Source organism: Streptomyces sp. NPDC107528 (assembly GCF_055639295.1).
On record NZ_JBVKAV010000015.1, the window covers coordinates 246,846 to 268,074 of the forward strand.

Below are 21,229 nucleotides of genomic sequence, written 5' to 3' on the forward strand. Positions count from 1 at the left end.
GATGAGTAGGGGCGTACGTAGCTTCGAAGCATGTCTCCCGCCAGTACCGGGGCGTCCATCACCGTGGGCGCCGCACCCTCAGTCCCCGTCGTCGACTCCCGAATGGCCCCGGGCGGCCCCGGCTACCGCCGGATGAGCTTCGCCCTCTTCCTCGCCGGTGTCGCGACCTTCGCGCTTCTCTACTCCACGCAGGCCCTGCTGCCGCTGATCTCCGGTGAGTTCGGGGTGGCGGCGAGCGAGGCGAGCTGGACGGTGGCGGCCGCGACGGGTGGTCTGGCGCTGTTCGTGCTGCCCATGAGCGCGCTGTCGGAGCGGTTCGGACGCCGTACGGTCATGACGGCGTCCCTGGCGGTCGCGGTGGCGGTCGGTGTGCTGGTCCCCTTCGCACCCAACCTGACCTCCCTGGTCGTGCTGCGCGCGGTCCAGGGTGCGGCGCTGGCGGGTCTGCCGGCGTCGGCGACGGCGTATCTGGCCGAGGAGGTCCGGCCGAAGGCGCTGGTGACGGCCATCGGACTGTTCGTCGCGGGCAACAGCGTCGGCGGGATGAGCGGCCGTGTGATCACCGGCTGGGTCGCCCAGGAGTGGGGCTGGCGGGTCGCGGTCGGCGTGATCGGCGTGATCGCGGTGGCATGCGCGGTGGCCTTCCGGCTGCTGCTTCCATCCCCGCGCCACTTCAAGCCGGGCTCGCTGCGTCCGCGCGTCCTTGCCCGCGCGGTCCGCGACCACCTCTCCAACCCGCTGCTGCGCCGTCTGTACGCGATCGGCGCCCTGTTCATGACGGTCTTCGGCGGCGTGTACACCGTCATCGGCTACCGCCTCACGGAGGAGCCGTTCTCGCTGCCCCAGGGCGTCATCGGCTCGATCTTCCTCGTGTACCTGGTCGGCACTGTGTCCGCGTCCACGGCGGGACGGCTGGTGGGCCGCCTGGGCCGCCGCGGCGCGCTGTACGCGGCCGGCGCCACGACGGCGGCGGGCCTGCTGCTGTCCCTGGCGGACTCGCTCCCGCTGGTCCTCCTCGGCCTGGTCCTCATCACGGGCGGCTTCTTCGCGGGGCACGCGGCCGCCTCCTCGGCCGTCAGCAAGACGGCCACCCACGGCCGCGCGCAGGCCTCGGCGCTCTACCAGTCCGCCTACTACATCGGGTCCAGCGCGGGCAGCACGGTCGGCGCGGTGGCCTTCCACGCGGGCGGCTGGGCCGGCACGGTCGGCGTCGGCCTGCTGGCGGTGCTCGGCGTCGTGACGATCACGGTGTTCGGCACGCGGGCGGCGCGGCTTGAGCAGCGGAGGCTGGCTACGGCGGCCTGAGGCGGGCGTAGCTCGTAGGCTCCGTCCCCACTGGCAGAAACGACTGCGCCCCGCCGGACATCGGCGGGGCGCAGTCGTTTCTGTGGCTATGGCTACCAGGCCTCGCGCGTCTTGTTCGCCTTGTCCTCCGAGGGGAGCAGGATCCACAGGACTATGTAGAGCAGGAACTGCGGGCCGGGGAGCAGGCAGGAGATCAGGAAGATCACGCGCATCGTCGTTGCGGAGGTGCCGAAGCGCCGTGCCAGCGCGGCGCACACTCCGCCGATCATGCGGCCGTTGGTGGGTCGGGCGAGCGCGGTCATGGTGCGGCTCCTTCGCGAGCGTCGGCCGGAGGCCCCCTTGTGGGGCCTCCCGAGGGCTTCCCTCATCTGACATCCACGCTACGGCGACGAACCGGGCAAAGCGTCACTCTATGGAGCTATCCCGACCCTTGGAATCGTCGGGGTCCGACCCTGAGAAGGCTCCTCCTGGGGGACCGGCGCCCGGTCTGTGCGCTCGGACCTGCGGCGGAGCCAGGCGCGGGACGCGGGGACGATCGCCGCGTGCGCCAGGGCCACACCCACGGTGTTCAGCAACAGCGAGTCGATGTCGACGATCTGGCCGGGCACGCCGGTCTGCAGCAGTTCGATGCCCAGCGAGATCAGGGCGCCTGCGGCGACCGCTCGGACCAGGGAGCCCAGCGGGGAGGCGTTGATCCTGCCGTGTGCCATCGGGATCAGCACGCCCAGCGGCGCGAGCAGGGCAAGACCCTCGGCGATGTGCCGGGCGCCCTGCTGCCAGCCCAGCGCCAGATCGGCTCTGATCCCCGCGAACGGCCGCAGGTTGGGCGGCATCACCCAGGGGACGTCCAGAGGGCGCAGCGTGAGCCAGGCGACGAACGCGAGGTGCGCGACCAGGAGAACACCCCCAGTCGCACGGATGCGGATCTCGGCGCTGCCGCCGATGGAGCCTTGACGCTGCACGCCCCCCTAGACGCGCCCCCCGGCAGGATCGGTTCCGGGAGGGGGCTTACCGGGGTGAGGCGTCCGCCACACGGGCCTCCGGCGGTGGGTGTGGCGCGATGCCTGCGGCGGCCTGGGCGGGGCGGGTGGGGGTGCGCGTAGCGGCCTGCGGGTGTGGTGGGGGTCGGGGCCGCGCCGGGGGGGTTTCCGTCCTCGGACGGCGGGGCCGGGCAGGGTGGTGCCGTTTCTTGACGCCGGCCACTGCGGCGGACAACCGCCCGACGCGTCCCCTTGCCGCCGGGTGCGACGGGGGGCTTTCGCCGTCAGTTCGCCGTCAGTTGTCTGTGATCTCCGTTGACGGGGGCTCGTTGCTGCCGGGGCGGGTGCGGACCTCGTCCGTGCACTCGTAGCGGCGCGGGGGGGCGGCTCCGGGGCCGCCCAGGATCACCGAGCCGTCGCCCTCGGCGGCCGTCGAGTCCGAGAACGTGCAGACGATCTGGGCGAGGGCGTACGAGGTGAGGTCGTTGAGGGGTGTGCTCAGGCGCAGGGTCTCGTCGGGGTCGCCGGGGTGCGGGCCGCTCGCTTCCATGGCGCCGCGGACGTCGGTGGTGTAGCCGGCCTCCTTCTCGGCGGCCGACGGCGTTGCCTCCAGCTCGTCGAGCAGTCCCTGTGCCACCAGCACGCGCCGCGCCGAGTCCGCCGTACCGTCCGACACCCGCACCGTTCGGTCCACGGCCACCAGTTGGGACCCGCAGAGCAGGAAGACCTGCACCGGGAGGCCTCGCGTGGCCTGCGTCGACACGTTCGGTTCGGAGAGCGAGCAGTGCACGCGCGAGGGAGCGGGGCCGAAGTTGGTCGGCACCTCCGTGGAACGGATGCCGCACCCGGTCAGCAGCGCGGCAGCCGCTGCGGAGAGGGCCAGAAGGCTGCCCGCCGGGCCGCGTACCTTCATCAGGCGTCCCCCTTCTTCGGCCCGTCGGAGGCCTTGCCGTCGGTCTCGTTGGCGTCCGTCTGTTCCGTCAGGTTCGATGCGTCCCGGGGGAGGCGCAGGGTGAACACCGCGCCGCCGTCGGGGGAGTTGGCGGCGGTGATCTCGCCGCCGTGGATGTGGGCGTTCTCCAGGGCGATGGACAGGCCGAGGCCGCTGCCCTCGGAGCGGGGGCGGGAGGCGCTGGCCTTGTAGAAGCGGTCGAAGACGTGCGGGAGGACGTCCTCGGGGATGCCGGGGCCGTGGTCCCGTACGGCGATCACGATCGAGTCGTCCGCCTCCTGGACCGCGACCCGCACCGGCGAGCCGCCGTGCTTGAGCGCGTTGCCGATGAGGTTGGCCAGGATGACGTCCAGGCGGCGCGGGTCCAGGCGGGCCATGATGCCGCGCTCGGCGTCCAGGTCGACGGCGTCCAGCCAGGCGCGGGCGTCGATGCAGGCCGTGATCTGGTCGGCGAGGTCGACCTGGTCGATGACCAGGCGGGCCGTGCCCGCGTCGAAGCGGGTGACCTCCATGAGGTTCTCGACGAGGTCGTTCAGGCGACGGGTCTCGCTGACGACCAGGCGTACGGCCGGTTCGATCATCGGGTCCATGGAGCCGGTCTCCATCTCCAGCTCCTCCTCCAGCACCTCCGTCACGGCGGTGATCGCGGTGAGGGGGGTGCGCAGTTCGTGGGACATGTCGGCCACGAAGCGGCGGGACGCGTCGTCCCGTCCGGCCATGTCGGCGACCCGTTTCTCCAGCGCCTCGGCGGCCTTGTTGAACGTCCGGGAAAGATCGGCCAGTTCGTCCGTGCCGGAGACGCGCAGGCGGGTGTCCAGCTTGCCCTCGCCGAGCCGGCGGGCGGCGGCACCGAGGCGTTGGACCGGCTTCAGTACGGTCGTGGCGGCGGCCTGCGCGAGCAGCGCGGAGCCGATCAGCGCGAGGCCGGTGGCGATGCCCAGCGACCAGGCGAGGGAGTTGAGGTCCTTGGCCTCCGGCTCCAGGGACTTGAGCATGTAACCGGTGGGGCCGCCGCCGATCACCTTCGTGCCGGCGACCAGGTAGGGGGTGTCGTCGGCGACTATCCGCTGCCAGTACAGGTGGTACTCGGCCTTGTTGGAGGAGTCGACCTGCTGTTTCTCGTTCACCGCCGTGCGCAGCGACTGGGGCACGTCCGCGAGCGTGAAGCCGTCCAGGCCGCCGGAGTTGCCGTACGCGGGCTTGCCGTCGGCGTCCTGGGCGACGAGCAGCACGCTGAAGCGCTGGCTGCTGTTGGCCATCTGCCCGGCGGTGTGCTGCAGTTCGTCCTGCGTCGGCTCCTCGGGCAGCAGGCCCGCGCGGTTCTGCATCTCCTGCTCGAAGTCGCGCAGCACCGCGTCCTGGGTGCGGGTGAGCACCGCCTCGCGGTTGAGCCAGTAGGCGATACCGGAGGCCGATACCGCGGCCGTGAGTGCCACCAGGCCGAAGACGACCACCAGTCGCAGGCGCAGGCTGGTGAAACGCAGCCTCGACCACACTCCCTTGCGAGCCGCGACCCAGCCGCGGAATCCCCCCTGCACGTCTGTCACTGAGGCGCGTCCAGGCGGTAGCCGACTCCACGGACGGTACGGATGAGCGTGGGGGACGACGGGACGTCCTCGACCTTGGCGCGCAGCCGCTGGACGCAGGCGTCCACGAGGCGGGAGTCGCCCAGGTAGTCGTGCTCCCAGACGAGGCGCAGCAGCTGCTGGCGGGACAGGGCCTGGCCCGGGCGGCGGCTCAGTTCGAGCAGCAGACGCAGCTCGGTCGGGGTGAGCTGGAGGTCCTCGCCGTTCTTCGTCACGGTCATCGCCGCACGGTCGATGACCAGGCTGCCGTAGGTCGCGGCGTCGTTCGACTCCCGCTCCCCGCGTCGCAGCACCGCCCGGATGCGGGCGTCGAGCACCCGTCCCTGCACCGGCTTGACGACATAGTCGTCCGCGCCGGACTCCAGGCCGACCACGACGTCGATGTCGTCACTGCGCGCGGTCAGCAGAATGATCGGCAGCTGGTCCGTGCGCCGGATGCGCCGGCACACCTCGAACCCGTCGATGCCGGGCAGCATCACATCCAGCACGATCAGGTCCGGCCGCTGCTCACGCAGCAGTTTCAGACCGTCCTCGCCGGTGGCAGCGGTGGCCACCCGGTGTCCCTGGCGCGTCAGTGAGAGCTCCAGGGCCGTACGGATGGCGTCGTCGTCCTCGATCAGCAACAGGGAAGGCACGGGGCTCATTCTGGCCCATGCGGGGGTCGTCTTTCGACACCTGTACGAGCTGTACGGCTACGGGCACGTAGCGCTCATGACTGTGTCGGCGCTGTCGCCCGCCTGGGGGCGACCCAGGACACAGGCCCCTGTGACACGTCTGTGACAGTCGGCGGACACGGCGATGAAGGTGCCCCGGCAAGCTTTTCGGCACAAGGCAAGACAGCAGGACGCAACACAGCAAGCCGCACCAAGCAGAACACCGGAAGTCCACGACGGGGGGCGCGAGATGAACACGCTGCACGGCACCAGCACCAGCGCAGTGATCACGCGTCTGCACGACGTGAACGGGGGCCGGGGTTCCGAGAAGTCCGGTGCCGTGAGCGGGCGGGGGTGCGCTCGCGGCACCGGGCGTCAGCACACCGCGTACATGACGGTGGTTGACGGTTTCACGGGGGAAACGCACGGGGGAGCCGCGTACAGGGAGGACTCGGGGGAGCGTCGTCGCTCGCTGTCGGAGGCGGAGTTCACCGCCTACGTCCAGGAGCGCCGCGCCTCCCTGTACGCAACCGCCTACCACCTGACCGGTGACCGCTTCGAGGCCGAGGACCTGCTGCAGAGCGCACTGTTCTCGACGTACAAGGCCTGGGACCGGATCAGTGACAAGGCCGCCGTCGGGGGTTACCTGCGGCGGACGATGACCAACCTGCACATCAGCGCGTGGCGCCGCCGCAAGCTGAACGAGTACCCGACCGAGGAACTGCCGGAGACGCCCGGCGACACGGACGCGATGCGCGGCACCGAGCTGCGCGCGGTCCTGTGGCAGGCGCTGGCCCGGCTGCCCGAACTCCAGCGGACGATGCTGGTCCTTCGTTACTACGAGGGCCGCACCGACCCGGAGATCGCGGACATCCTCGACATCAGTGTCGGCACGGTGAAGTCCAGCATCTGGCGGTCGCTCCGCCGACTGCGCGAGGACGAGGTCCTCAGCTTCGGCCGTGACGAGGAGGACGCCTTCGGGGAGCTTGTCGCCTGAAGGTCCGGGGGGACCGCATCCGGGGGGATGCAACGGGGGAGCGGTAGGAAGTGGGGGGACCCACGGGGGCCGGGGGGCCCACGGGGGACCAACGGGGGAAACACGGGGGAGTGCTCCCACGGGGGATTCGGGGGAGCACGACGAGAGCGGGGCTGGAGGGCCGGGGGGTCCGTCCAGTCCCGTTCTTTCGTGTGCGGTCAGCGGGCCTTCATGAGGATCGCTCCGGCGGGAGTGTCACCGACGGCGATGGCGACGGCCGGGTCCGTTCCCTCGACCGCGTACGCGGTGATCCGCTGCTCGCCGATGGCGTCCGGGGGATCGTTCGGGGTGTCGTCGCACGCCGGGATCGTGGCGGTGCCCAGCTTCTTCCCGACGGTGAAGTCGGTGTTCGCGACGTCCTGGTAGGAGCGGCTCGCGTACGTCACCACGTACGCGCAGGACGCCTCGGCCCCGCCGCCCGGCTCCGCGCCGCCCGTTTCCGTGCAGCCGACAGCCGGGCCGAGGAGCAGCGCGGCCATGAGCAGACGCCGGCCGGACCGGAGAGTAGTGCGCATCGGGCTTCCTTCCGCGGGGACCGCATTCCGGTCCTACGACGGACAGGGCGCCCTGTGCGTTCAGGTGGCCGGCGTCGCTGCCGGGCGGCGGCCCGCTGCTGCTGCGGTGAGGCGGCCGAGGGCCTCGTCCCTGTCGCAGGCGTGGGCGCCCAGGGACGTCTGGTGGGCGACGATCGAACGTTCCAGGCGCATCAGGCGCCAGCCGCGGCGGAGCAGGAACGGGACCGACTTGCGGCCCTCTCGCAGGTCGCGGAGGAAGCGGCGGCGGAACGTCTTCATGGGGCCGCGGCTCAGGCACAGCGCGTCGGCGAGGAGGCCGAGCTCCCGGCACCGGGTCACGATCTCGGCCGCGAAGATGCCCTCCGCGATGAAGAGGGGGGTACGGCCGATGTCGACGGTCTCCGCGCCCGTGCGGGCGCTCAGCGAGAGGTCGTACAGCGGAACGCCCGTACGGCCCGTGCGGCACAGTTCCGCGATCGCGGCGACAGCCGTGTCCGCGTCCCACGAGTCGGGGTGGTCCCAGTCGATGTCGGAGCTCCCGGGGACCTGCGGCAGGGTCGGGTCGTCACCCTCTTTGTAGAAGTCGTCGAGCCGCAGCACCGGAAGACCGGAGTGGGCGGCGAGAAGGGACTTGCCGGAGCCGGAAGGGCCGCAGAGCAGCACGACTCGCGTCGGTATGGGCGGATGGGAACTCACGGGACACCAGTCTGAGGCATCGCAGGGCCCGCGTACGACCCCGCGTACCGCAATTGCAGCGCGCGTCACACCTCACAGCCCTCGCGCGTTCACCTGACAACTCGTCGCGGCGGCAGGGCAGAGAGCCGTGCCTCCCCCGGACGGAGGGGAGGCACGGCTCTCCGGTCTGGGTGGCCGTCGTGCCGGTGATCAGTACGACGAGCCGGACGCGCCCAGCGAACCCGTCGGGTGCCAGACCGTCTTGGTCTCCAGGAACGCCGTCATGCGGTCGGTGCCGGGGGTGGCGGCCCAGTCGTCCACAGGCTGTGGACGCAGGACGCGCTTCAGGTTGTCGGCCGCCGCGATCTCCAGTTCCTTCGCCAGCACCTCGTCGGCGCCGGCCAGGTCGATCGCGTTGACGTCCTGGTGCGCGGCCAGCGGCGTCGCGATCTCCGCCGTACGGCCCGACAGCACGTTGACGATGCCGCCCGGCAGGTCGGACGTGGCCAGGACCTCGCCCAGGGACAGCGCGGGCAGCGGGGACTTCTCGGACGCCACCACGATCGCCGTGTTGCCCGTCGCGATCACCGGGGCCAGCACCGAGACCAGGCCCAGGAAGGACGACTCCTGCGGGGCCAGGACGGCCACCACGCCGGTCGGCTCGGGGGAGGAGATATTGAAGAACGGGCCCGCGACCGGGTTCCCGCCGCCGACCACCTGGGCGATCTTGTCCGTCCAGCCCGCGTACCAGACCCACCGGTCGATCGCCGCGTCGACCTGCGCCGCCGCCTTCGACTTCGACAGGCCCTCGGCGTCGGCGACTTCGCGGACGTACTGCTCGCGGCGGCCCTCCAGCATCTCCGCGATGCGGTAGAGGATCTGGCCGCGGTTGTACGCCGTCGCGCCGGACCACCCGCCGAACGCCTTGCGCGCGGCGACCACCGCGTCACGGGCGTCCTTGCGGGAGGACAGGGGGACATTCGCCAGCCAGTTGCCCTTCGAGTCCGTCACCTCGTACACCCGGCCGCTCTCGGAACGCGGGAACTTCCCGCCGACGTACAGCTTGTAGGTCTTGAAGACGGAGAGCCGCTCGGCGCGCTCGGTCTTGTCGTTCTTCTCAACTGTGCTCATTTATCGCTCGCCCTCCGGGCTCGACGGGGCGAGGTACGCCTCCAGGCCGTGGCGGCCGCCCTCGCGGCCGAAGCCCGACTCCTTGTAGCCGCCGAACGGCGAGGTCGGGTCGAACTTGTTGAACGTGTTGGACCAGATGACGCCCGCGCGGAGCTTGTTCGCGACGGCGAGGATCCGCGACCCCTTCTCCGTCCAGATGCCCGCCGACAGGCCGTACGCGCTGTTGTTGGCCTTGGCGACTGCCTCGTCCGGCGTGCGGAAGGTCAGGACCGACAGGACCGGGCCGAAGATCTCGTCGCGGGCGATCCGGTGCGCCTGGGTGACGTTCGTGAAGAGCGTCGGGGCGAACCAGTAGCCGCTCTCGGGGAGTTCGCAGGCCGGCGACCAGCGCTCGGCGCCCTCCGCCTCGCCCTGCTCGACGAGCGAGGTGATGCGGGTGAGCTGTTCCTCGGAGTTGATCGCGCCGATGTCGGTGTTCTTGTCGAGCGGGTCGCCGAGGCGGAGCGTGGAGAGGCGACGCTTCAGCGACTCCAGCAGCTCGTCCTGGATCGACTCCTGGACCAGCAGCCGGCTGCCGGCGCAGCAGACCTGGCCCTGGTTGAAGAAGATGCCGTTGACGATCCCCTCCACCGCCTGGTCGATCGGGGCGTCGTCGAAGACGATGTTGGCGCCCTTGCCGCCCAGCTCCAGGGTGACCTTCTTGTGGGTGCCGGCGACGGTCCGCGCGATCTCCTTGCCGACCGCCGTCGATCCCGTGAAGGCGACCTTGTTGACGTCCGGGTGCGCGACGAGCGCGGCGCCGCTGTCGCCGTAGCCGGGGAGGATGTTGACGACGCCCTTGGGCAGGCCCGCCTGGCGGCAGATGTCCGCGAAGAACAGGGCCGACAGCGGGGTGGTCTCGGCCGGCTTCAGCACGACCGTGTTGCCGGTCGCCAGCGCCGGGGCGATCTTCCACGCCAGCATCAGCAGCGGGAAGTTCCAGGGGATGACCTGGCCGGCCACGCCGAGGGGCGCCGGGCTCGCGCCGAAACCGGCGTGCTCCAGCTTGTCGGCCCAGCCCGCGTAGTAGAAGAAGTGCGCGGCGACCAGGGGGAGGTCGGCGTCGCGGGTCTCCTTGATCGGCTTGCCGTTGTCCAGCGTCTCCAGGACGGCCAGCTCACGGCTGCGCTCCTGGATGATCCGGGCGATGCGGAACAGGTACTTCGCGCGCTCGGAGCCGGGCAGCGCCGACCACTTCACGAAGGCCTTGCGGGCGGCCTTCACGGCGCGGTCCACGTCCGCCTCGCCGGCCTGGGCGATCTCGGCGAGGACCTCCTCGGTGGACGGGGAGACGGTCTTGAAGACCTTGCCGTCCGCTGCCTCCACGAACTCGCCGTCGATGAACAGGCCGTACGACGGCGCGATGTCGACGGTCGAGCGGGACTCGGGGGCCGGTGCGTATTCGAATACCGATGCCATGGTGATCAGTCCACCGTCACGTAGTCGGGGCCGGAGTAGCGGCCGGTGGCCAGCTTCTGACGCTGCATCAGCAGGTCGTTCAGGAGCGAGGAGGCGCCGAAGCGGAACCAGTGGTTGTCCAGCCAGTCCTCGCCGGCGGTCTCGTTGACCAGGACGAGGAACTTGACGGCGTCCTTGGTCGTCCTGATCCCGCCGGCCGGCTTCACACCCACCTGGATGCCGGTCTGGGCGCGGAAGTCGCGCACCGCTTCCAGCATAAGCAGGGTGTTCGCGGGGGTGGCGTTGACGGCGACCTTGCCGGTGGACGTCTTGATGAAGTCGGCGCCCGCCAGCATGCCGAGCCAGCTCGCGCGCCGGATGTTGTCGTACGTCGACAGCTCGCCGGTCTCGAAGATGACCTTGAGGCGGGCAGACGTCCCGCAGGCCTCCTTCACGGCGACGATCTCGTCGTACACCTTCATGTAGTTCCCCGCGAGGAACGCCCCGCGGTCGATGACCATGTCGATCTCGTCCGCACCGGCGGCGACGGCGTCCCGGACGTCAGCCAGCTTCACACCGAGGGCGGCGCGCCCGGCCGGGAAGGCGGTGGCGACCGAGGCGACCTTGACCGAGGAGCCGGCGACGGCCTCCTTGGCGGTGGCCACCATGTCGGGATAGACGCAGACGGCCGCTGTCCCCGGGGTCGTCCGGTCGCTCGGGTCGGGGTGGACCGCCTTGGCGCCGAGCGCCCGGACCTTGCCCGGGGTGTCCGCGCCTTCCAGCGTCGTCAGGTCGACCATCGAGATGGCGAGGTCGATGGCGTACGCCTTGGCGGTCGTCTTGATGGAACGGGTACCGAGGGACGCGGCGCGCGCCTCCAGGCCGACCGCGTCGACGCCGGGCAGCCCGTGAAGGAAGCGGCGCAGCGTACTGTCGGACGCGGTGACGTCCGTAAGGGCGTGAGCTGCGGTGGGTGCATTGGTGGGCATGGTCACCAGACGAGCATATCTACGCGCGTAGCGGCTGTACACCCCGAGGGACGGGCATCTGTCCGACCCAAGGGGCGCGGGGAACTGCCCGCGCAACCACCCACCACCCACCACCCACCACCCACCACCCACCACCCACCACCCGCCCCCGCCGGCCCGCCCCCACGGCGAGGAGGCGCCCCGTCAAGCCGCCGGCAGGCATACGGCAGAATCGGCCCCATGACGACCCCGGAGCACCAGCCCCCCACCCCGGCCCCCGCGTCGAAGGACCGCGTCTACCGCTCGCCCATGGGCATGATCGGCGGCGTCGCGCTGCTCGGAATCGCCCTCTGGCTGGGCATCGACGCCCTGGTCCGGGGCGAGGGCCGCACCCAGTGGGTGGCGCTCGCGGCGCTGATCCTGATCGTGCCGCTGGTGTCCGCGTTCACGCTGAGGCCCGCCGTCTACGCCAACGAGGACCGGCTGCGCGTCCGCAACCCGCTGCGCGTGATCGTGCTCCCGTGGGGCCAGATCGCCGCACTGCGGTCCGGCTACTCGAACGAGGTCGTCGACAAGTCCGGCACCAAGTTCCAGCTCTGGGCGGTACCGGTCTCGCTGCGAGCCCGCAAGAAGGCGGCACGGCGTTCGGCCCGGTCGGCGGCGGAGCGGAGCGCTGCCGCGCGGGGTGAGCGCGGTGGGCGCGGCGGCGGGGGCATGGGATTCGGCGGGCTCGGGTTCGGGGCGCCGCGAGGCGATGTCGACATGGACGGCCCGGCGCGTGCCGAGACCGACAAGGTCATGGACGAATTGCGGGAACTGCTGGAGCAGCGGGAGAAGCTGGAGTCCTCGCAGGGTGAGGTCACCGTGCGGTGGGCGTACGAGGTGGCGGGTCCGGTCATCGCCGGGGCCGTGCTGCTGGCGATTCTGCTGGCGACGGCCTGACGTGCCGGGTCCGAGCAGTGACGGGGGCGCCAACCCGCGGGAACCGGCCCGCGTTGATGCTCAGGGGGCGCCCGGATACACGAGTGCCATGTACGCCCCGCAGTAGGCGGAGCCGGTGACCGCCGCCGCGAGGACCAGCATGCGGTGGCGGCGGCAGGACCAGATGCAGGGCGAGGGGGAGCAGAAGGGGAAAAGCGGGCAGGAGGAACCGGGCGCGGGGAAAGTAGACCCCGCCGCTGCCCAGGACGATCGCCGGCAGAACGGCCGTGAAGACCAGCAGCGGCACCGGCTGCCGGTCCCGCACCGACAGCCCGAACAGCACGACCGACGCGATCAGCGTGAGCGTCACGACCACCCGGACCAGCTCCGGCATCCGGTCGTGCACCAGCAACTGCCGCATCGGACGCAGGGTCTCGCGGCCGCCGTCCAACTCGTTGCGCCACAGCCGCTGCACGGCGAAGTATCCGTCCCAGCGGCCCACGCGCAGCCCACCCAGCCGACGTATCCGCACCAGCCGAGCGGCGCGATCGCGGTGGCGGCCGCGAGGGTACGCAGACGGAAGCGGCGGCGCAGTGCGAGCAGGGCCGCCACCGTGACGGCGGCCGCCACCGCGACGCCGGTCGGGCGGGTCAGGCCCGCGAGCACCGCGAGCCAGGCGGCGGCGAGGAGGCGGCCGGTGAGCACGGGTACAGCGACCAGGCCGCGAGAGCAGTGAACAGGGACTCGGTGTAGCCCATCCACTGCACGAGCCCGACCGGCAGCGCGGCCCACAGGACCGTGAGGAGGACGCCGACCCGGCGCCCGTGCAGCCGGTCCCCGACCGCGAAGACGCCCCACGCGGCAACGAGGGAGGCGAAGACGGCGAGGGCGAGACCGGTACTGGCGAGGGTGCCCGGCGTGACCGCCGCGACCCCCTTCACCAGCACCGGGTGGAGCGGGAAGAAGGCGAGGTTGTTGGCGTTGTACGCGGTGCCGAGCCCGCGCGCGTACCCGTGCTCGGCGATCCCGAGGTGCCAGTCGGCATCCCACTGCGCCGCCAGGATCGGCCAGACTCCGTGCCGCTGCCGGTGCGCCCAGACCGTGAGCACCAGCAGGCCCGTGCCCCGTACGACGAGGTAGGCGAGGAGGGCGGGGGCCGCGTACCGCAGGGCGTGCAGGGTTCCGGGGCGCCCCCGTGGGGGCGGGGAGCCGGACCGCGCCTCGCCGTGGGCGGCGGTGGGGTCGCTCGGGGTGCCGGCCGGACGGTCGTGGACACGGCGGCGGCTCCAGGCAACTCGGTGACGCGCTTGCCCGTCCACCCTTGTCCGTGCGCCGGGGCCGGGCATGGAGCCCGGGTCAACCACCACGAGGAAATCGCCCGAAGGGGTGCCTCCGAATGGGGGCACCCCTTCGCGAACGACGAGAACGTTGCGTACTCGTACGGCTCAGATGCCGGCCGCCGCCGACAGATCCCGCTTGATCGTCGCCAGGCGCTCGGCCGCCTCGGCGCGGGCGGCCGGGAGGTCGGCGTGGGTGGCGACCGGGACGACGACCTCCAGGTAGCACTTCAGCTTGGGCTCCGTGCCGCTGGGACGGACGATGACGCGGGCGCCATCGAGCGTGTAGCGCAGACCGTCGGTGGGCGGGAGGGTGTCCGTGCCCTGGGTGAGGTCCTCGGCGCGGGTGATGGCCAGCCCGGCGAGCTCGGTCGGCGGCTGCTCGCGCAACTGCCGCATGGCGTCGGCGATGACCGACAGGTCCTGGACGCGCACCGAGAGCTGGTCGGTGGCGTGCAGGCCGTGGGTCACGGCGAGGTCGTCGAGGAGGTCGAGGAGCGTGCGGCCCTCGGCCTTCAGGACGGACGCCAGCTCGGTGATCAGCAGGGCGGCGGTGATGCCGTCCTTGTCGCGTACCCCCTCGGGGTCGACGCAGTAGCCGAGGGCCTCCTCGTAGCCGTAGCGCAGACCTTCGACGCGGGCGATCCACTTGAAGCCGGTGAGGGTCTCCTCGTACGGCAGCCCCGCCTTCTCGGCGATACGGCCGAGGAGGGAGGAGGAGACGATGGACTCCGCGAAGGTGCCGCGGGCTCCACGGCCGACGAGGTGGGCGGCGAGCAGGGCGCCGACTTCATCCCCCCGCAGCATCCGCCACTCGTCGCCTCCGTCCCCGTCCCCGGCCCGCACGGCCACGGCGCAGCGGTCGGCGTCGGGGTCGTTGGCGATGACGAGGTCGGGGGCGGTCTTGCGGGCCTTGGCGAAGGCCAGGTCCATCGCGCCGGGCTCTTCCGGGTTGGGGAAGGCGACGGTGGGGAAGTCCGGGTCGGGCTCGGCCTGCTCGGCGACGAGGGCGGGGGCGGGGAAGCCGGCCCGCTCGAAGGCGGCGAGGAGGACGTCCTTGCCGACACCGTGCATCGCCGTGTAGACGGTGCGGGCGGTGCGCGGCGAGTCGGGGGACAGGACCGCGTCCGTGCGGGCGAGGTAGGCGTCCAGGACGCTGTCGTCCAGGGTCTCCCAGCCCTCCGTGGGGCGGGGGACGACGGTGAGGGACGGCACCGCGGCGATCTCCTGCGCGATGTCGATGTCCGCGGGCGGGACGATCTGGGAGCCGTCGCCGAGATAGACCTTGTAGCCGTTGTCACGCGGCGGGTTGTGGCTGGCGGTGACCTCGACTCCGGCGACCGCGCCGAGGTGCCTTATCGCGTACGCGAGGACCGGGGTGGGGAGCGGGCGGGGCAGTACGGCGGCGCGCAGGCCCGCGCCCGTCATCACGGCGGCCGTGTCCCGGGCGAAGTCCTCCGACTTGTGGCGGGCGTCGTAGCCGATGACGACGAGACCGCCCTCGTGGCCCTGCTTCTTCAGGTACGCGGCGAGGCCGGCCGCGGCGCGGATGACGACCGTGCGGTTCATGCGCATCGGGCCGGCGCCGAGCTCGCCCCGCAGGCCCGCGGTGCCGAACTGGAGGGTGCCGCTGAAGCGCGCGGCGAGTTCCTCGACGTCCGCGGCGTCGATGAGCTTGGCGAGCTCGTCGCGGGTCTCCGGGTCCGGATCCTCGGCGAGCCACGCCTGGGCCCGGGCGATGAGATCGTCGTGCACGTCGGTCAACCTCTCGTTCTTGTGGTGGGGAGGGTGGCTGGGGGTGGGATGGTTCTCGCCCCCGCCGCCCCTGCCCGTCCCGTACCTGGGGGCTGCCGCCCCCAGACCCCCGCTTCGGCCTGAATGGCCTCGTCCTCAAACGCCGGACGGGCTGAAAAGCCAGCCCCTCCGGGACGGGACGGGTAGGGGCGGCGGGGGCGAAGAGAACGCCCTACAGACGCCCCAGCACCTGCGCCAGCAGCGACCCCATCTGCGTGGCCGAGTCCCGCCCGGCCTGCAGAACCTCCTCATGGTTCAGCGGCTCCCCCGTCATCCCCGCCGCAAGGTTCGTCACCAGCGAGATCCCCAGCACCTCTGCCCCCGCCTCACGCGCAGCGATGGCTTCGAGCACCGTCGACATACCCACCAGATCGGCCCCGATGACCCGAGCCATCCGGATCTCCGCCGGCGTCTCGTAGTGCGGCCCGGGGAACTGGGCGTAGACGCCCTCCTCCAGGGAGGGGTCGATCTCCTTGCACAGCGCCCGCAGCCGCGGCGAGTACAGGTCCGTGAGGTCGACGAAGTTCGCGCCGATGATCGGGGACGTGGCCGTGAGGTTGATGTGGTCGCTGATCAGGACCGGCTGCCCGGGACGCATGCCCTCGCGCAGACCTCCGCACCCGTTGGTGAGGACGACCGTCTTGCAGCCGGCGGCCACCGCGGTACGCACCCCGTGCGCGACGGCGGCAACCCCGCGGCCCTCGTAGTAGTGCGTACGGCCCAGGAAGACCAGCGCACGCTTGTTGCCGATCCGGTACGAGCGGATCTTGCCGCCGTGCCCTTCCACCGCCGGCGGGGGAAATCCCGGCAGCTCGGTGACCTGGAACTCGGCCTCGGGTTCGCCGAGGGCGTCCACGGCCGGAGCCCAGCCGGAGCCCATCACGAGGGCGACGTCGTGGGTCTCGGCGCCCGTGAGTTCGCGCAGGCGCGCGGCGGCGGCGTCGGCGGCGGCGTGGGGGTCGCCCTGGATGTCGTCCGGAAGAAGAGATGCGTTCACGCGACTGAGGGTAGCCGGTTTGGGCCTACGCGCGTAGATGACAGAGCTCACGGGATGGCGATCGTTGTCTTGTCGTTTCCAACGAAGACCGCACCGGCAAGCGGCACGCTCACCCGGCGCGCTCAGTCCTCGGGAATGAGAACGTCCTTGTCGTTGAAGACCTCCACGATGAAGATCAACAGCCGGCCGCGGCTGACCGTGTACTCCACGAGGACGTTCTGCGTGAGCCGGATCGTTCGGTCGTCGCCCGTGGAGCTTATGGGCCGTGACACCGAGAGGAACGGATCGCGGGCCAGCAGCGCGATGCCCTTGTCGAACGCGTTGCGCTGCCTGTCGTCGAGCCGGTCACGGGCCTCGGCGGCCTGCACCGTGTAGTAGACGTCATACGTGGTGGGGGCCATGAGTTCTCCCGATGATGGGCCGATTCACCCAGTCTAGAAGTCGCCCTCCGTCAGCAGGGGCGCTTCCGCAGCTCCATCACGTAATCGTGTGGCGCGCCGGCCGACTCCGCCGCGTCCGCGACCTCGCCGAGATACCGCGCGGACGGCAGCCCGCCCTCGTACGCGTTCAGCACGTACACCCACGCCGACTCCTCGCCCTCCAGCGTGTGCACGCGCACCCGCAGTCGGCGGTATATGCCGAGACCGACGCCCTCCCAGCGGTCCAGGGAGTCCTCGTCCATCGGGGCGACGTCGTACAGCGCGACGAAGACCTGCTCGCCGGGTTCCTCGACGAGCGTGGCCAGCGCGCCGTCCCAGCCGAGCTGCTCGCCCCCGAACGTCAGTCGCCACCCGTTCAGCCAGCCGGTGGCGCGCAGCGGCGAGTGCGGGGCGCGGCGCGTCATCAGCCGCGCGTCGAGATTGCCGGCGTACGCGGCGTAGAGCGACATGGGGAGAGGGTACGGCAGGTGAATCCTGTGCCCCTCCCGTAACGGTGGTGTCTCGGGCGGGCCCCCAGGCAGTACCACGGTGGTGCGTGCGGGACAATGGAGTACGTGACTCGGATCGTGATCATCGGTGGCGGACCCGGCGGATACGAGGCGGCCCTGGTGGCCGCCCAGCTCGGCGCGGAGGTGACCGTCGTCGACTGCGACGGTCTGGGCGGGGCGTCGGTGCTCACCGACTGCGTGCCGTCGAAGACTCTCATCGCCACGGCCGAGGTGATGACCACCTTCGACTCCTCGTACGAGGAGCTGGGGATCATCGTCGCCGACGACACCCCGCACATCGACACCCCCGCGCGTGTCGTCGGTGTGGACCTGGGCAAGGTCAACCGGCGTGTCAAGCGGCTCGCACTCGCGCAGTCCCACGACATCACCGCCTCCGTCACGCGCGCCGGCGCCCGGGTCCTGCGCGGCCGCGGCCGGCTGGAGGGCATGCAGGGCCTCGACGGCTCGCGCAAGGTCGTCGTCCGTGCCGCCGACGGCACCGAGGAGACCCTCACCGCGGACGCCGTCCTCATCGCCACCGGCGGTCACCCGCGCGAGCTGCCCGACGCCCAGCCCGACGGCGAGCGCATCCTCAACTGGACCCAGGTCTACGACCTCACCGAGCTGCCCGAGGAACTCATCGTGGTCGGCTCCGGTGTCACCGGCGCCGAGTTTGCCGGCGCCTACCAGGCGCTCGGCTCGCGGGTCACCCTCGTGTCGTCCCGGGACCGCGTGCTGCCGGGTGAGGACCCGGACGCCGCCGCCGTCCTCGAGGACGTCTTCCGGCGCCGCGGCATGAATGTCATGGCCCGCTCGCGTGCCGCCGCCGCCAAGCGGGTCGGCGACCGCGTCGAGGTCACCCTCGCCGACGGCCGCGTCATCAGCGGCAGCCACTGCCTCATGGCCGTCGGCGCCATCCCGAACTCCGAGGGCATGGGCCTGGAGGAGGCCGGCGTCAAGCTGCGCGAGTCCGGGCACATCTGGACCGACAAGGTGTCCCGGACGACGGCCCCCGGCGTGTACGCGGCCGGTGACGTGACCGGAGTCTTCGCCCTCGCGTCGGTCGCGGCGATGCAGGGACGTATCGCCATGTACCACTTCCTCGGCGACGCGGTGGCCCCGCTGAACCTGAAGACGGTCTCGTCCAACGTCTTCACCGACCCCGAGATCGCCACCGTCGGCTACACCCAGGCGGACGTCGACGGCGGCAAGATCGACGCCCGGGTCGTCAAGCTCCCCCTCCTGCGCAACCCGCGCGCGAAGATGCAGGGCATCCGGGACGGCTTCGTCAAGATCTTCTGCCGTCCGGGCACGGGCATCGTGGTCGGCGGCGTGGTCGTCTCCCCGCGCGCCTCGGAACTGATCCATCCGATCTCGATCGCGGTCGACAACAATCTGACGGTCGAACAGATCGCGAACGCCTTCACCGTGTACCCCTCTCTTTCGGGGTCGATCGCCGAGGTGGCACGACAGCTCCACACCCGGAAGTCGGGCGGCGAACTCTAGGGCGAACCCGAGCGGCCGGAACCGATTCCCCGCTGGTCACAGGGAGTTGTCGAGCATGCGTGCGGCATAGGCGCCGGGACTAGGCCCTATACCACTCCTTGCCCTCGCGTGCGAACAACTTCTGTTATTCGGCGCAAACTGCTGAAAGCAGACGGTCGTTGGGGTTACTGTCAGTTTCGTGTTCGCTGCAGAACGTCGCCAATTGATCCTCGAAATGGTGCGAGCGAACGGGGCCGTGTCGCTCCGTGAGCTCGCCCGCGTCGTCCAGACCTCCGAAGTGACCGTACGGCGGGACGTGCGCGCACTGGAGGCAGAAGGACTCCTCGACCGCCGGCACGGCGGTGCGGTATTGCCGGGCGGGTTCACGCGGGAGTCCGGCTTTCCGCAGAAGTCACATCTCGCGACCGCCGAGAAGACGGCCATCGCCGACCTCGCCGCGAATTTCGTGGAAGAGGGCGAGGCAATCGTCGTCGGGGCGGGAACCACCACACAGGAGCTGGCCCGCCGGCTCGCCCGGGTGCCCGGACTGACCGTCGTCACCAATTCCCTCCTGGTGGCGCAGGCGTTGGCCCATGCCAACCGGGTCGAGGTCGTGATGACCGGCGGGACGCTCCGCGGGTCCAACTACGCCCTGGTGGGCAGCGGTGCCGAGCAGTCCCTGCAGGGGCTGCGGGTGTCGCGGGCCTTCCTCTCCGGGAGCGGCCTGACCGCCGAGCGCGGCCTGTCCACGTCCAACATGCTCTCGGCCTCCGTCGACCGGGCCCTCGTCCAGGCGGCCGCGGAGGTCGTCGTCCTCGCCGACCACACCAAGCTCGGCACGGACACGATGTTCCAGACGGTGCCCACGGACGTCATCACCCGGCTGGTCACCGACGAGCCGCCGGCCCATGACGACCGCGCCCACACCGAGCTCCAGGCCCTGGCCGACCAGGGGGTGCAGATCGCCGTGGCCGGGGCGACCGGGAACCCGGGGGGTGACGAGGTCCCGGCGCGGCGGCGCGCCTTGCCGGGGCCACGGCGGGGTCAGGTGCCGGGCGGTGCCGCGGGGTTGCGGTCGGCCGCGGCGGTGCTGGGGGATCAGGGGGCGGAGCGGGAACGTGAGCGGGCCCGGGTCGCGGATCTGCGGCGGCGCTAGGTTCGCCTATTCGCGTAGGGGTTCGTGTAGGTGCGCGAGTGCCGGTTGTGTGTGGCTGGTCGCGCCCACGCGGCGGAGCCGCAAATCGATACAGCCGCGCCCCTTGGGTCGGCTGCCCTCAGGTGCCTTTCAAGCCGCGCAGCGTCAAGTGCAGCAATCTGTCCGCCAGGTCCGGGTCTCCCGGCGTCTCCTCCGCTGCCAGCGCGATCGCGTGGGTCAGCTGGAGCAGGTCGCTGATCGAGACGTCCGGCCTCACGGCACCCGACTCCTGAGCCCGTGCCAGCAGCGCTCCGCCCGCCTCCCTGATCGGGCCGCTGCACTGGGCCAGGGCCGAGGTGTTGTCGTACGAGACGGACATCAGGGACCTGGCCAGGCCGCGGTACTCGCCGGCGTGGGTGACCATCTCGCGCAGCCAGGTCACCAGGGCCGCGCAGGGCTCCGGGGCGTGCAGGAGTTCGCGGGACCGGGTCAGCAGGTCGCCGACGGCGTCCTCGAAGACCGCGCTCAACAGGGCGTCACGGTTGGGGAAGTGGCGGTACAACGTCCCGATCCCGACGCCCGCGCGGCGGGCCACGTCCTCCAGCGACGCGTCCGTGCCGTGGGCGGCGAAGGCGGACCTGGCCTCGGCAAGCAGGCGCTCATGGTTGCGGCGGGCATCGGCGCGCATGGCACGCGGCTGTGCCGGCGGTGTCGCCGCCGTGCCTGAGTTCCCCGCACTCTCGCGCGAGGTCGCGCCCACCATGACTCCCACCTGCCCTCTCACGCGCCCTTGGCGTGCCTCCAGGATGCCATCGCGCCCGGCTGCGACGAGGCGCCCGGCGGACTGTGCGTTCCAGTCCGCCGGGCGCCTCGGATGCCGTAAGGCTTGAGCCGGGTGTGTCAGTCCTTGATCTCGCAGATGGGCGCGCCGGACGTGAGCGACGCGCCGACCTCGGCCGACAGGCCCTTGATGGTGCCGGACCTGTGGGCGTTGAGCGGCTGTTCCATCTTCATCGCTTCGAGTACGACGATGAGGTCGCCTTCCTTGACCTCCTGGCCTTCCTCGACGGCGACCTTGACGATGGTGCCCTGCATCGGGGAGGCGAGGGTGTCGCCGGAGGCGGCGGGGCCGGACTTCTTGGCCGCGCGGCGCTTGGGCTTGGCCCCGGCGGCCAGGCCGGTGCGGGCCAGGCTCATGCCGAGCGAGGACGGGAGGGAGACCTCCAGGCGCTTGCCGCCGACCTCCACCACGACCGTCTCGCGGCCGGTTTCCTCGTCCGCCTCCGCGTCTGCGGGGGCGGCGAAGGGCTTGATCTCGTTGACGAACTCGGTCTCGATCCAGCGGGTGTGGACCGTGAACGGGTCGCTGGAGCCGGTCAGTTCCGGCGCGAAGG

At 71.4% G+C, this 21,229-nt stretch carries 23 protein-coding genes; 5 read left to right on the forward strand and 18 right to left on the reverse strand.

Going from position 1 to position 21,229, the window contains the following annotated elements:
• The first annotated feature begins 30 nt into the window (after window positions 1–30).
• Complete coding sequence (locus ACZ7L5_RS39445) at window positions 31–1,305, forward strand: MFS transporter (RefSeq protein WP_471523252.1); 1,275 nt, start codon at window positions 31–33, stop codon at window positions 1,303–1,305.
• 92 nt (window positions 1,306–1,397) lie between these two features.
• On the opposite strand, the gene ACZ7L5_RS39450 is transcribed toward ACZ7L5_RS39445, so the two are convergent.
• From ACZ7L5_RS39450 to afsQ1, 5 genes are all read right to left on the reverse strand, one after another.
• Window positions 1,398–1,607: a PspC domain-containing protein gene (locus ACZ7L5_RS39450; protein WP_328424202.1), complete on the reverse strand. Its 210-nt coding sequence runs from the start codon at window positions 1,605–1,607 to the stop codon at window positions 1,398–1,400.
• 108 nt (window positions 1,608–1,715) lie between these two features.
• Window positions 1,716–2,267 carry a VanZ family protein gene (locus tag ACZ7L5_RS39455; RefSeq protein ID WP_328879690.1) on the reverse strand — a complete coding sequence of 184 codons (552 nt, stop codon included), beginning with the start codon at window positions 2,265–2,267 and terminating at the stop codon, window positions 1,716–1,718.
• A 313-nt stretch (window positions 2,268–2,580) separates the two neighbouring features.
• A complete protein-coding gene (locus tag ACZ7L5_RS39460; protein ID WP_471523254.1) occupies window positions 2,581–3,198 on the reverse strand; it encodes a hypothetical protein in 618 nt (205 codons plus the stop codon).
• Complete coding sequence (locus ACZ7L5_RS39465; RefSeq protein WP_328879688.1) at window positions 3,198–4,784, reverse strand: HAMP domain-containing sensor histidine kinase; 1,587 nt, start codon at window positions 4,782–4,784, stop codon at window positions 3,198–3,200. The genes ACZ7L5_RS39460 and ACZ7L5_RS39465 overlap by 1 nt, the downstream gene beginning before the upstream one ends.
• Window positions 4,781–5,458 (reverse strand): two-component system response regulator AfsQ1, encoded by a 678-nt coding sequence (gene afsQ1, locus ACZ7L5_RS39470; RefSeq protein ID WP_031477770.1) that lies wholly within the window; start codon window positions 5,456–5,458, stop codon window positions 4,781–4,783. The genes ACZ7L5_RS39465 and afsQ1 overlap by 4 nt, the downstream gene beginning before the upstream one ends.
• A 268-nt stretch (window positions 5,459–5,726) precedes the next feature.
• Here afsQ1 and ACZ7L5_RS39475 point away from each other — a divergent pair, with 268 nt between their 5' ends.
• Window positions 5,727–6,473, forward strand: a complete 747-nt coding sequence (locus tag ACZ7L5_RS39475; protein WP_365067756.1) for a SigE family RNA polymerase sigma factor — start codon at window positions 5,727–5,729, stop codon at window positions 6,471–6,473.
• A 197-nt stretch (window positions 6,474–6,670) separates the two neighbouring features.
• Here ACZ7L5_RS39475 and ACZ7L5_RS39480 read toward each other — a convergent pair whose 3' ends face one another.
• The 5 genes from ACZ7L5_RS39480 to deoC all read right to left on the reverse strand — a co-directional run bounded on the left by ACZ7L5_RS39480 (window position 6,671) and on the right by deoC (window position 11,265).
• On the reverse strand, window positions 6,671–7,027 hold the full coding sequence (locus tag ACZ7L5_RS39480; RefSeq protein WP_471523256.1) for a DUF6281 family protein: 357 nt from the start codon (window positions 7,025–7,027) through the stop codon (window positions 6,671–6,673).
• 60 nt (window positions 7,028–7,087) lie between these two features.
• Window positions 7,088–7,723: a uridine kinase family protein gene (locus tag ACZ7L5_RS39485; protein ID WP_471523258.1), complete on the reverse strand. Its 636-nt coding sequence runs from the start codon at window positions 7,721–7,723 to the stop codon at window positions 7,088–7,090.
• A gap of 189 nt (window positions 7,724–7,912) precedes the next feature.
• Window positions 7,913–8,833 carry an aldehyde dehydrogenase family protein gene (locus ACZ7L5_RS39490; RefSeq protein WP_471523260.1) on the reverse strand — a complete coding sequence of 307 codons (921 nt, stop codon included), beginning with the start codon at window positions 8,831–8,833 and terminating at the stop codon, window positions 7,913–7,915.
• Entirely contained in the window at window positions 8,834–10,291 is a 1,458-nt protein-coding gene (locus ACZ7L5_RS39495; protein WP_471523262.1) for an aldehyde dehydrogenase family protein, read from the reverse strand. It lies immediately after the preceding gene.
• Between the two features lie 5 nt (window positions 10,292–10,296).
• Window positions 10,297–11,265: a deoxyribose-phosphate aldolase gene (gene deoC / locus ACZ7L5_RS39500; protein ID WP_471523264.1), complete on the reverse strand. Its 969-nt coding sequence runs from the start codon at window positions 11,263–11,265 to the stop codon at window positions 10,297–10,299.
• A gap of 213 nt (window positions 11,266–11,478) precedes the next feature.
• Between deoC and ACZ7L5_RS39505 the strand changes: the two genes are divergently transcribed.
• Window positions 11,479–12,180: a PH domain-containing protein gene (locus ACZ7L5_RS39505; protein ID WP_471523266.1), complete on the forward strand. Its 702-nt coding sequence runs from the start codon at window positions 11,479–11,481 to the stop codon at window positions 12,178–12,180.
• Here ACZ7L5_RS39505 and ACZ7L5_RS39510 read toward each other — a convergent pair.
• The 6 genes from ACZ7L5_RS39510 to ACZ7L5_RS39535 form a co-directional block, all read right to left on the reverse strand.
• Window positions 12,134–12,691, reverse strand: a complete 558-nt coding sequence (locus ACZ7L5_RS39510) for a hypothetical protein (RefSeq protein WP_471523268.1) — start codon at window positions 12,689–12,691, stop codon at window positions 12,134–12,136. The two genes, ACZ7L5_RS39505 and ACZ7L5_RS39510, sit on opposite strands and share 47 nt — an antisense overlap.
• A gap of 118 nt (window positions 12,692–12,809) precedes the next feature.
• Window positions 12,810–13,478 (reverse strand): hypothetical protein, encoded by a 669-nt coding sequence (locus ACZ7L5_RS39515; RefSeq protein WP_471523270.1) that lies wholly within the window; start codon window positions 13,476–13,478, stop codon window positions 12,810–12,812.
• 126 nt (window positions 13,479–13,604) lie between these two features.
• A complete protein-coding gene (locus ACZ7L5_RS39520; protein ID WP_471523272.1) occupies window positions 13,605–15,251 on the reverse strand; it encodes a phospho-sugar mutase in 1,647 nt (548 codons plus the stop codon).
• Between the two features lie 211 nt (window positions 15,252–15,462).
• Window positions 15,463–16,287, reverse strand: a complete 825-nt coding sequence (locus ACZ7L5_RS39525; RefSeq protein WP_362385168.1) for a purine-nucleoside phosphorylase — start codon at window positions 16,285–16,287, stop codon at window positions 15,463–15,465.
• Window positions 16,288–16,409: 122 nt separating this feature from the next.
• Window positions 16,410–16,688: a type II toxin-antitoxin system RelE family toxin gene (locus ACZ7L5_RS39530; RefSeq protein ID WP_365061143.1), complete on the reverse strand. Its 279-nt coding sequence runs from the start codon at window positions 16,686–16,688 to the stop codon at window positions 16,410–16,412.
• A 50-nt stretch (window positions 16,689–16,738) separates the two neighbouring features.
• Complete coding sequence (locus tag ACZ7L5_RS39535; RefSeq protein WP_328879680.1) at window positions 16,739–17,176, reverse strand: gamma-glutamylcyclotransferase family protein; 438 nt, start codon at window positions 17,174–17,176, stop codon at window positions 16,739–16,741.
• Between the two features lie 96 nt (window positions 17,177–17,272).
• Between ACZ7L5_RS39535 and ACZ7L5_RS39540 the strand changes: the two genes are divergently transcribed.
• Together ACZ7L5_RS39540 and ACZ7L5_RS39545 are read left to right on the forward strand one after the other, a co-directional pair.
• Window positions 17,273–18,721, forward strand: a complete 1,449-nt coding sequence (locus tag ACZ7L5_RS39540; RefSeq protein WP_328879679.1) for an NAD(P)H-quinone dehydrogenase — start codon at window positions 17,273–17,275, stop codon at window positions 18,719–18,721.
• Between the two features lie 178 nt (window positions 18,722–18,899).
• Window positions 18,900–19,856, forward strand: a complete 957-nt coding sequence (locus ACZ7L5_RS39545; protein WP_471523274.1) for a DeoR/GlpR family DNA-binding transcription regulator — start codon at window positions 18,900–18,902, stop codon at window positions 19,854–19,856.
• Between the two features lie 118 nt (window positions 19,857–19,974).
• Here the strand turns inward: ACZ7L5_RS39545 and ACZ7L5_RS39550 are convergent, their stop codons facing one another.
• Together ACZ7L5_RS39550 and ACZ7L5_RS39555 are read right to left on the reverse strand one after the other, a co-directional pair.
• On the reverse strand, window positions 19,975–20,523 hold the full coding sequence (locus tag ACZ7L5_RS39550; RefSeq protein WP_471523276.1) for a TetR/AcrR family transcriptional regulator: 549 nt from the start codon (window positions 20,521–20,523) through the stop codon (window positions 19,975–19,977).
• A gap of 212 nt (window positions 20,524–20,735) precedes the next feature.
• The coding region (locus ACZ7L5_RS39555; protein WP_471523278.1) for an acyl-CoA carboxylase biotin carboxyl carrier protein subunit at window positions 20,736–21,229 on the reverse strand (494 nt) is incomplete at its 5' end.

Excerpts from the sequence above, each read along its gene's own strand:
- ACZ7L5_RS39540 (WP_328879679.1), top strand. The coding sequence starts at position 17,273 with ATGGAGTACGTGACTCGGATCGTGATCATCGGTGGCGGACCCGGCGGA.
- ACZ7L5_RS39480 (WP_471523256.1), bottom strand. The coding sequence starts at position 7,027 with ATGCGCACTACTCTCCGGTCCGGCCGGCGTCTGCTCATGGCCGCGCTG.
- ACZ7L5_RS39445 (WP_471523252.1), top strand. The coding sequence starts at position 31 with ATGTCTCCCGCCAGTACCGGGGCGTCCATCACCGTGGGCGCCGCACCC.
- ACZ7L5_RS39495 (WP_471523262.1), bottom strand. The coding sequence starts at position 10,291 with ATGGCATCGGTATTCGAATACGCACCGGCCCCCGAGTCCCGCTCGACC.
- ACZ7L5_RS39460 (WP_471523254.1), bottom strand. The coding sequence starts at position 3,198 with ATGAAGGTACGCGGCCCGGCGGGCAGCCTTCTGGCCCTCTCCGCAGCG.
- ACZ7L5_RS39475 (WP_365067756.1), top strand. The coding sequence starts at position 5,727 with ATGAACACGCTGCACGGCACCAGCACCAGCGCAGTGATCACGCGTCTG.
- ACZ7L5_RS39490 (WP_471523260.1), bottom strand. The coding sequence starts at position 8,833 with ATGAGCACAGTTGAGAAGAACGACAAGACCGAGCGCGCCGAGCGGCTC.
- ACZ7L5_RS39530 (WP_365061143.1), bottom strand. The coding sequence starts at position 16,688 with ATGGCCCCCACCACGTATGACGTCTACTACACGGTGCAGGCCGCCGAG.
- ACZ7L5_RS39535 (WP_328879680.1), bottom strand. The coding sequence starts at position 17,176 with ATGTCGCTCTACGCCGCGTACGCCGGCAATCTCGACGCGCGGCTGATG.
- ACZ7L5_RS39550 (WP_471523276.1), bottom strand. The coding sequence starts at position 20,523 with ATGCGCGCCGATGCCCGCCGCAACCATGAGCGCCTGCTTGCCGAGGCC.
- ACZ7L5_RS39450 (WP_328424202.1), bottom strand. The coding sequence starts at position 1,607 with ATGACCGCGCTCGCCCGACCCACCAACGGCCGCATGATCGGCGGAGTG.
- ACZ7L5_RS39505 (WP_471523266.1), top strand. The coding sequence starts at position 11,479 with ATGACGACCCCGGAGCACCAGCCCCCCACCCCGGCCCCCGCGTCGAAG.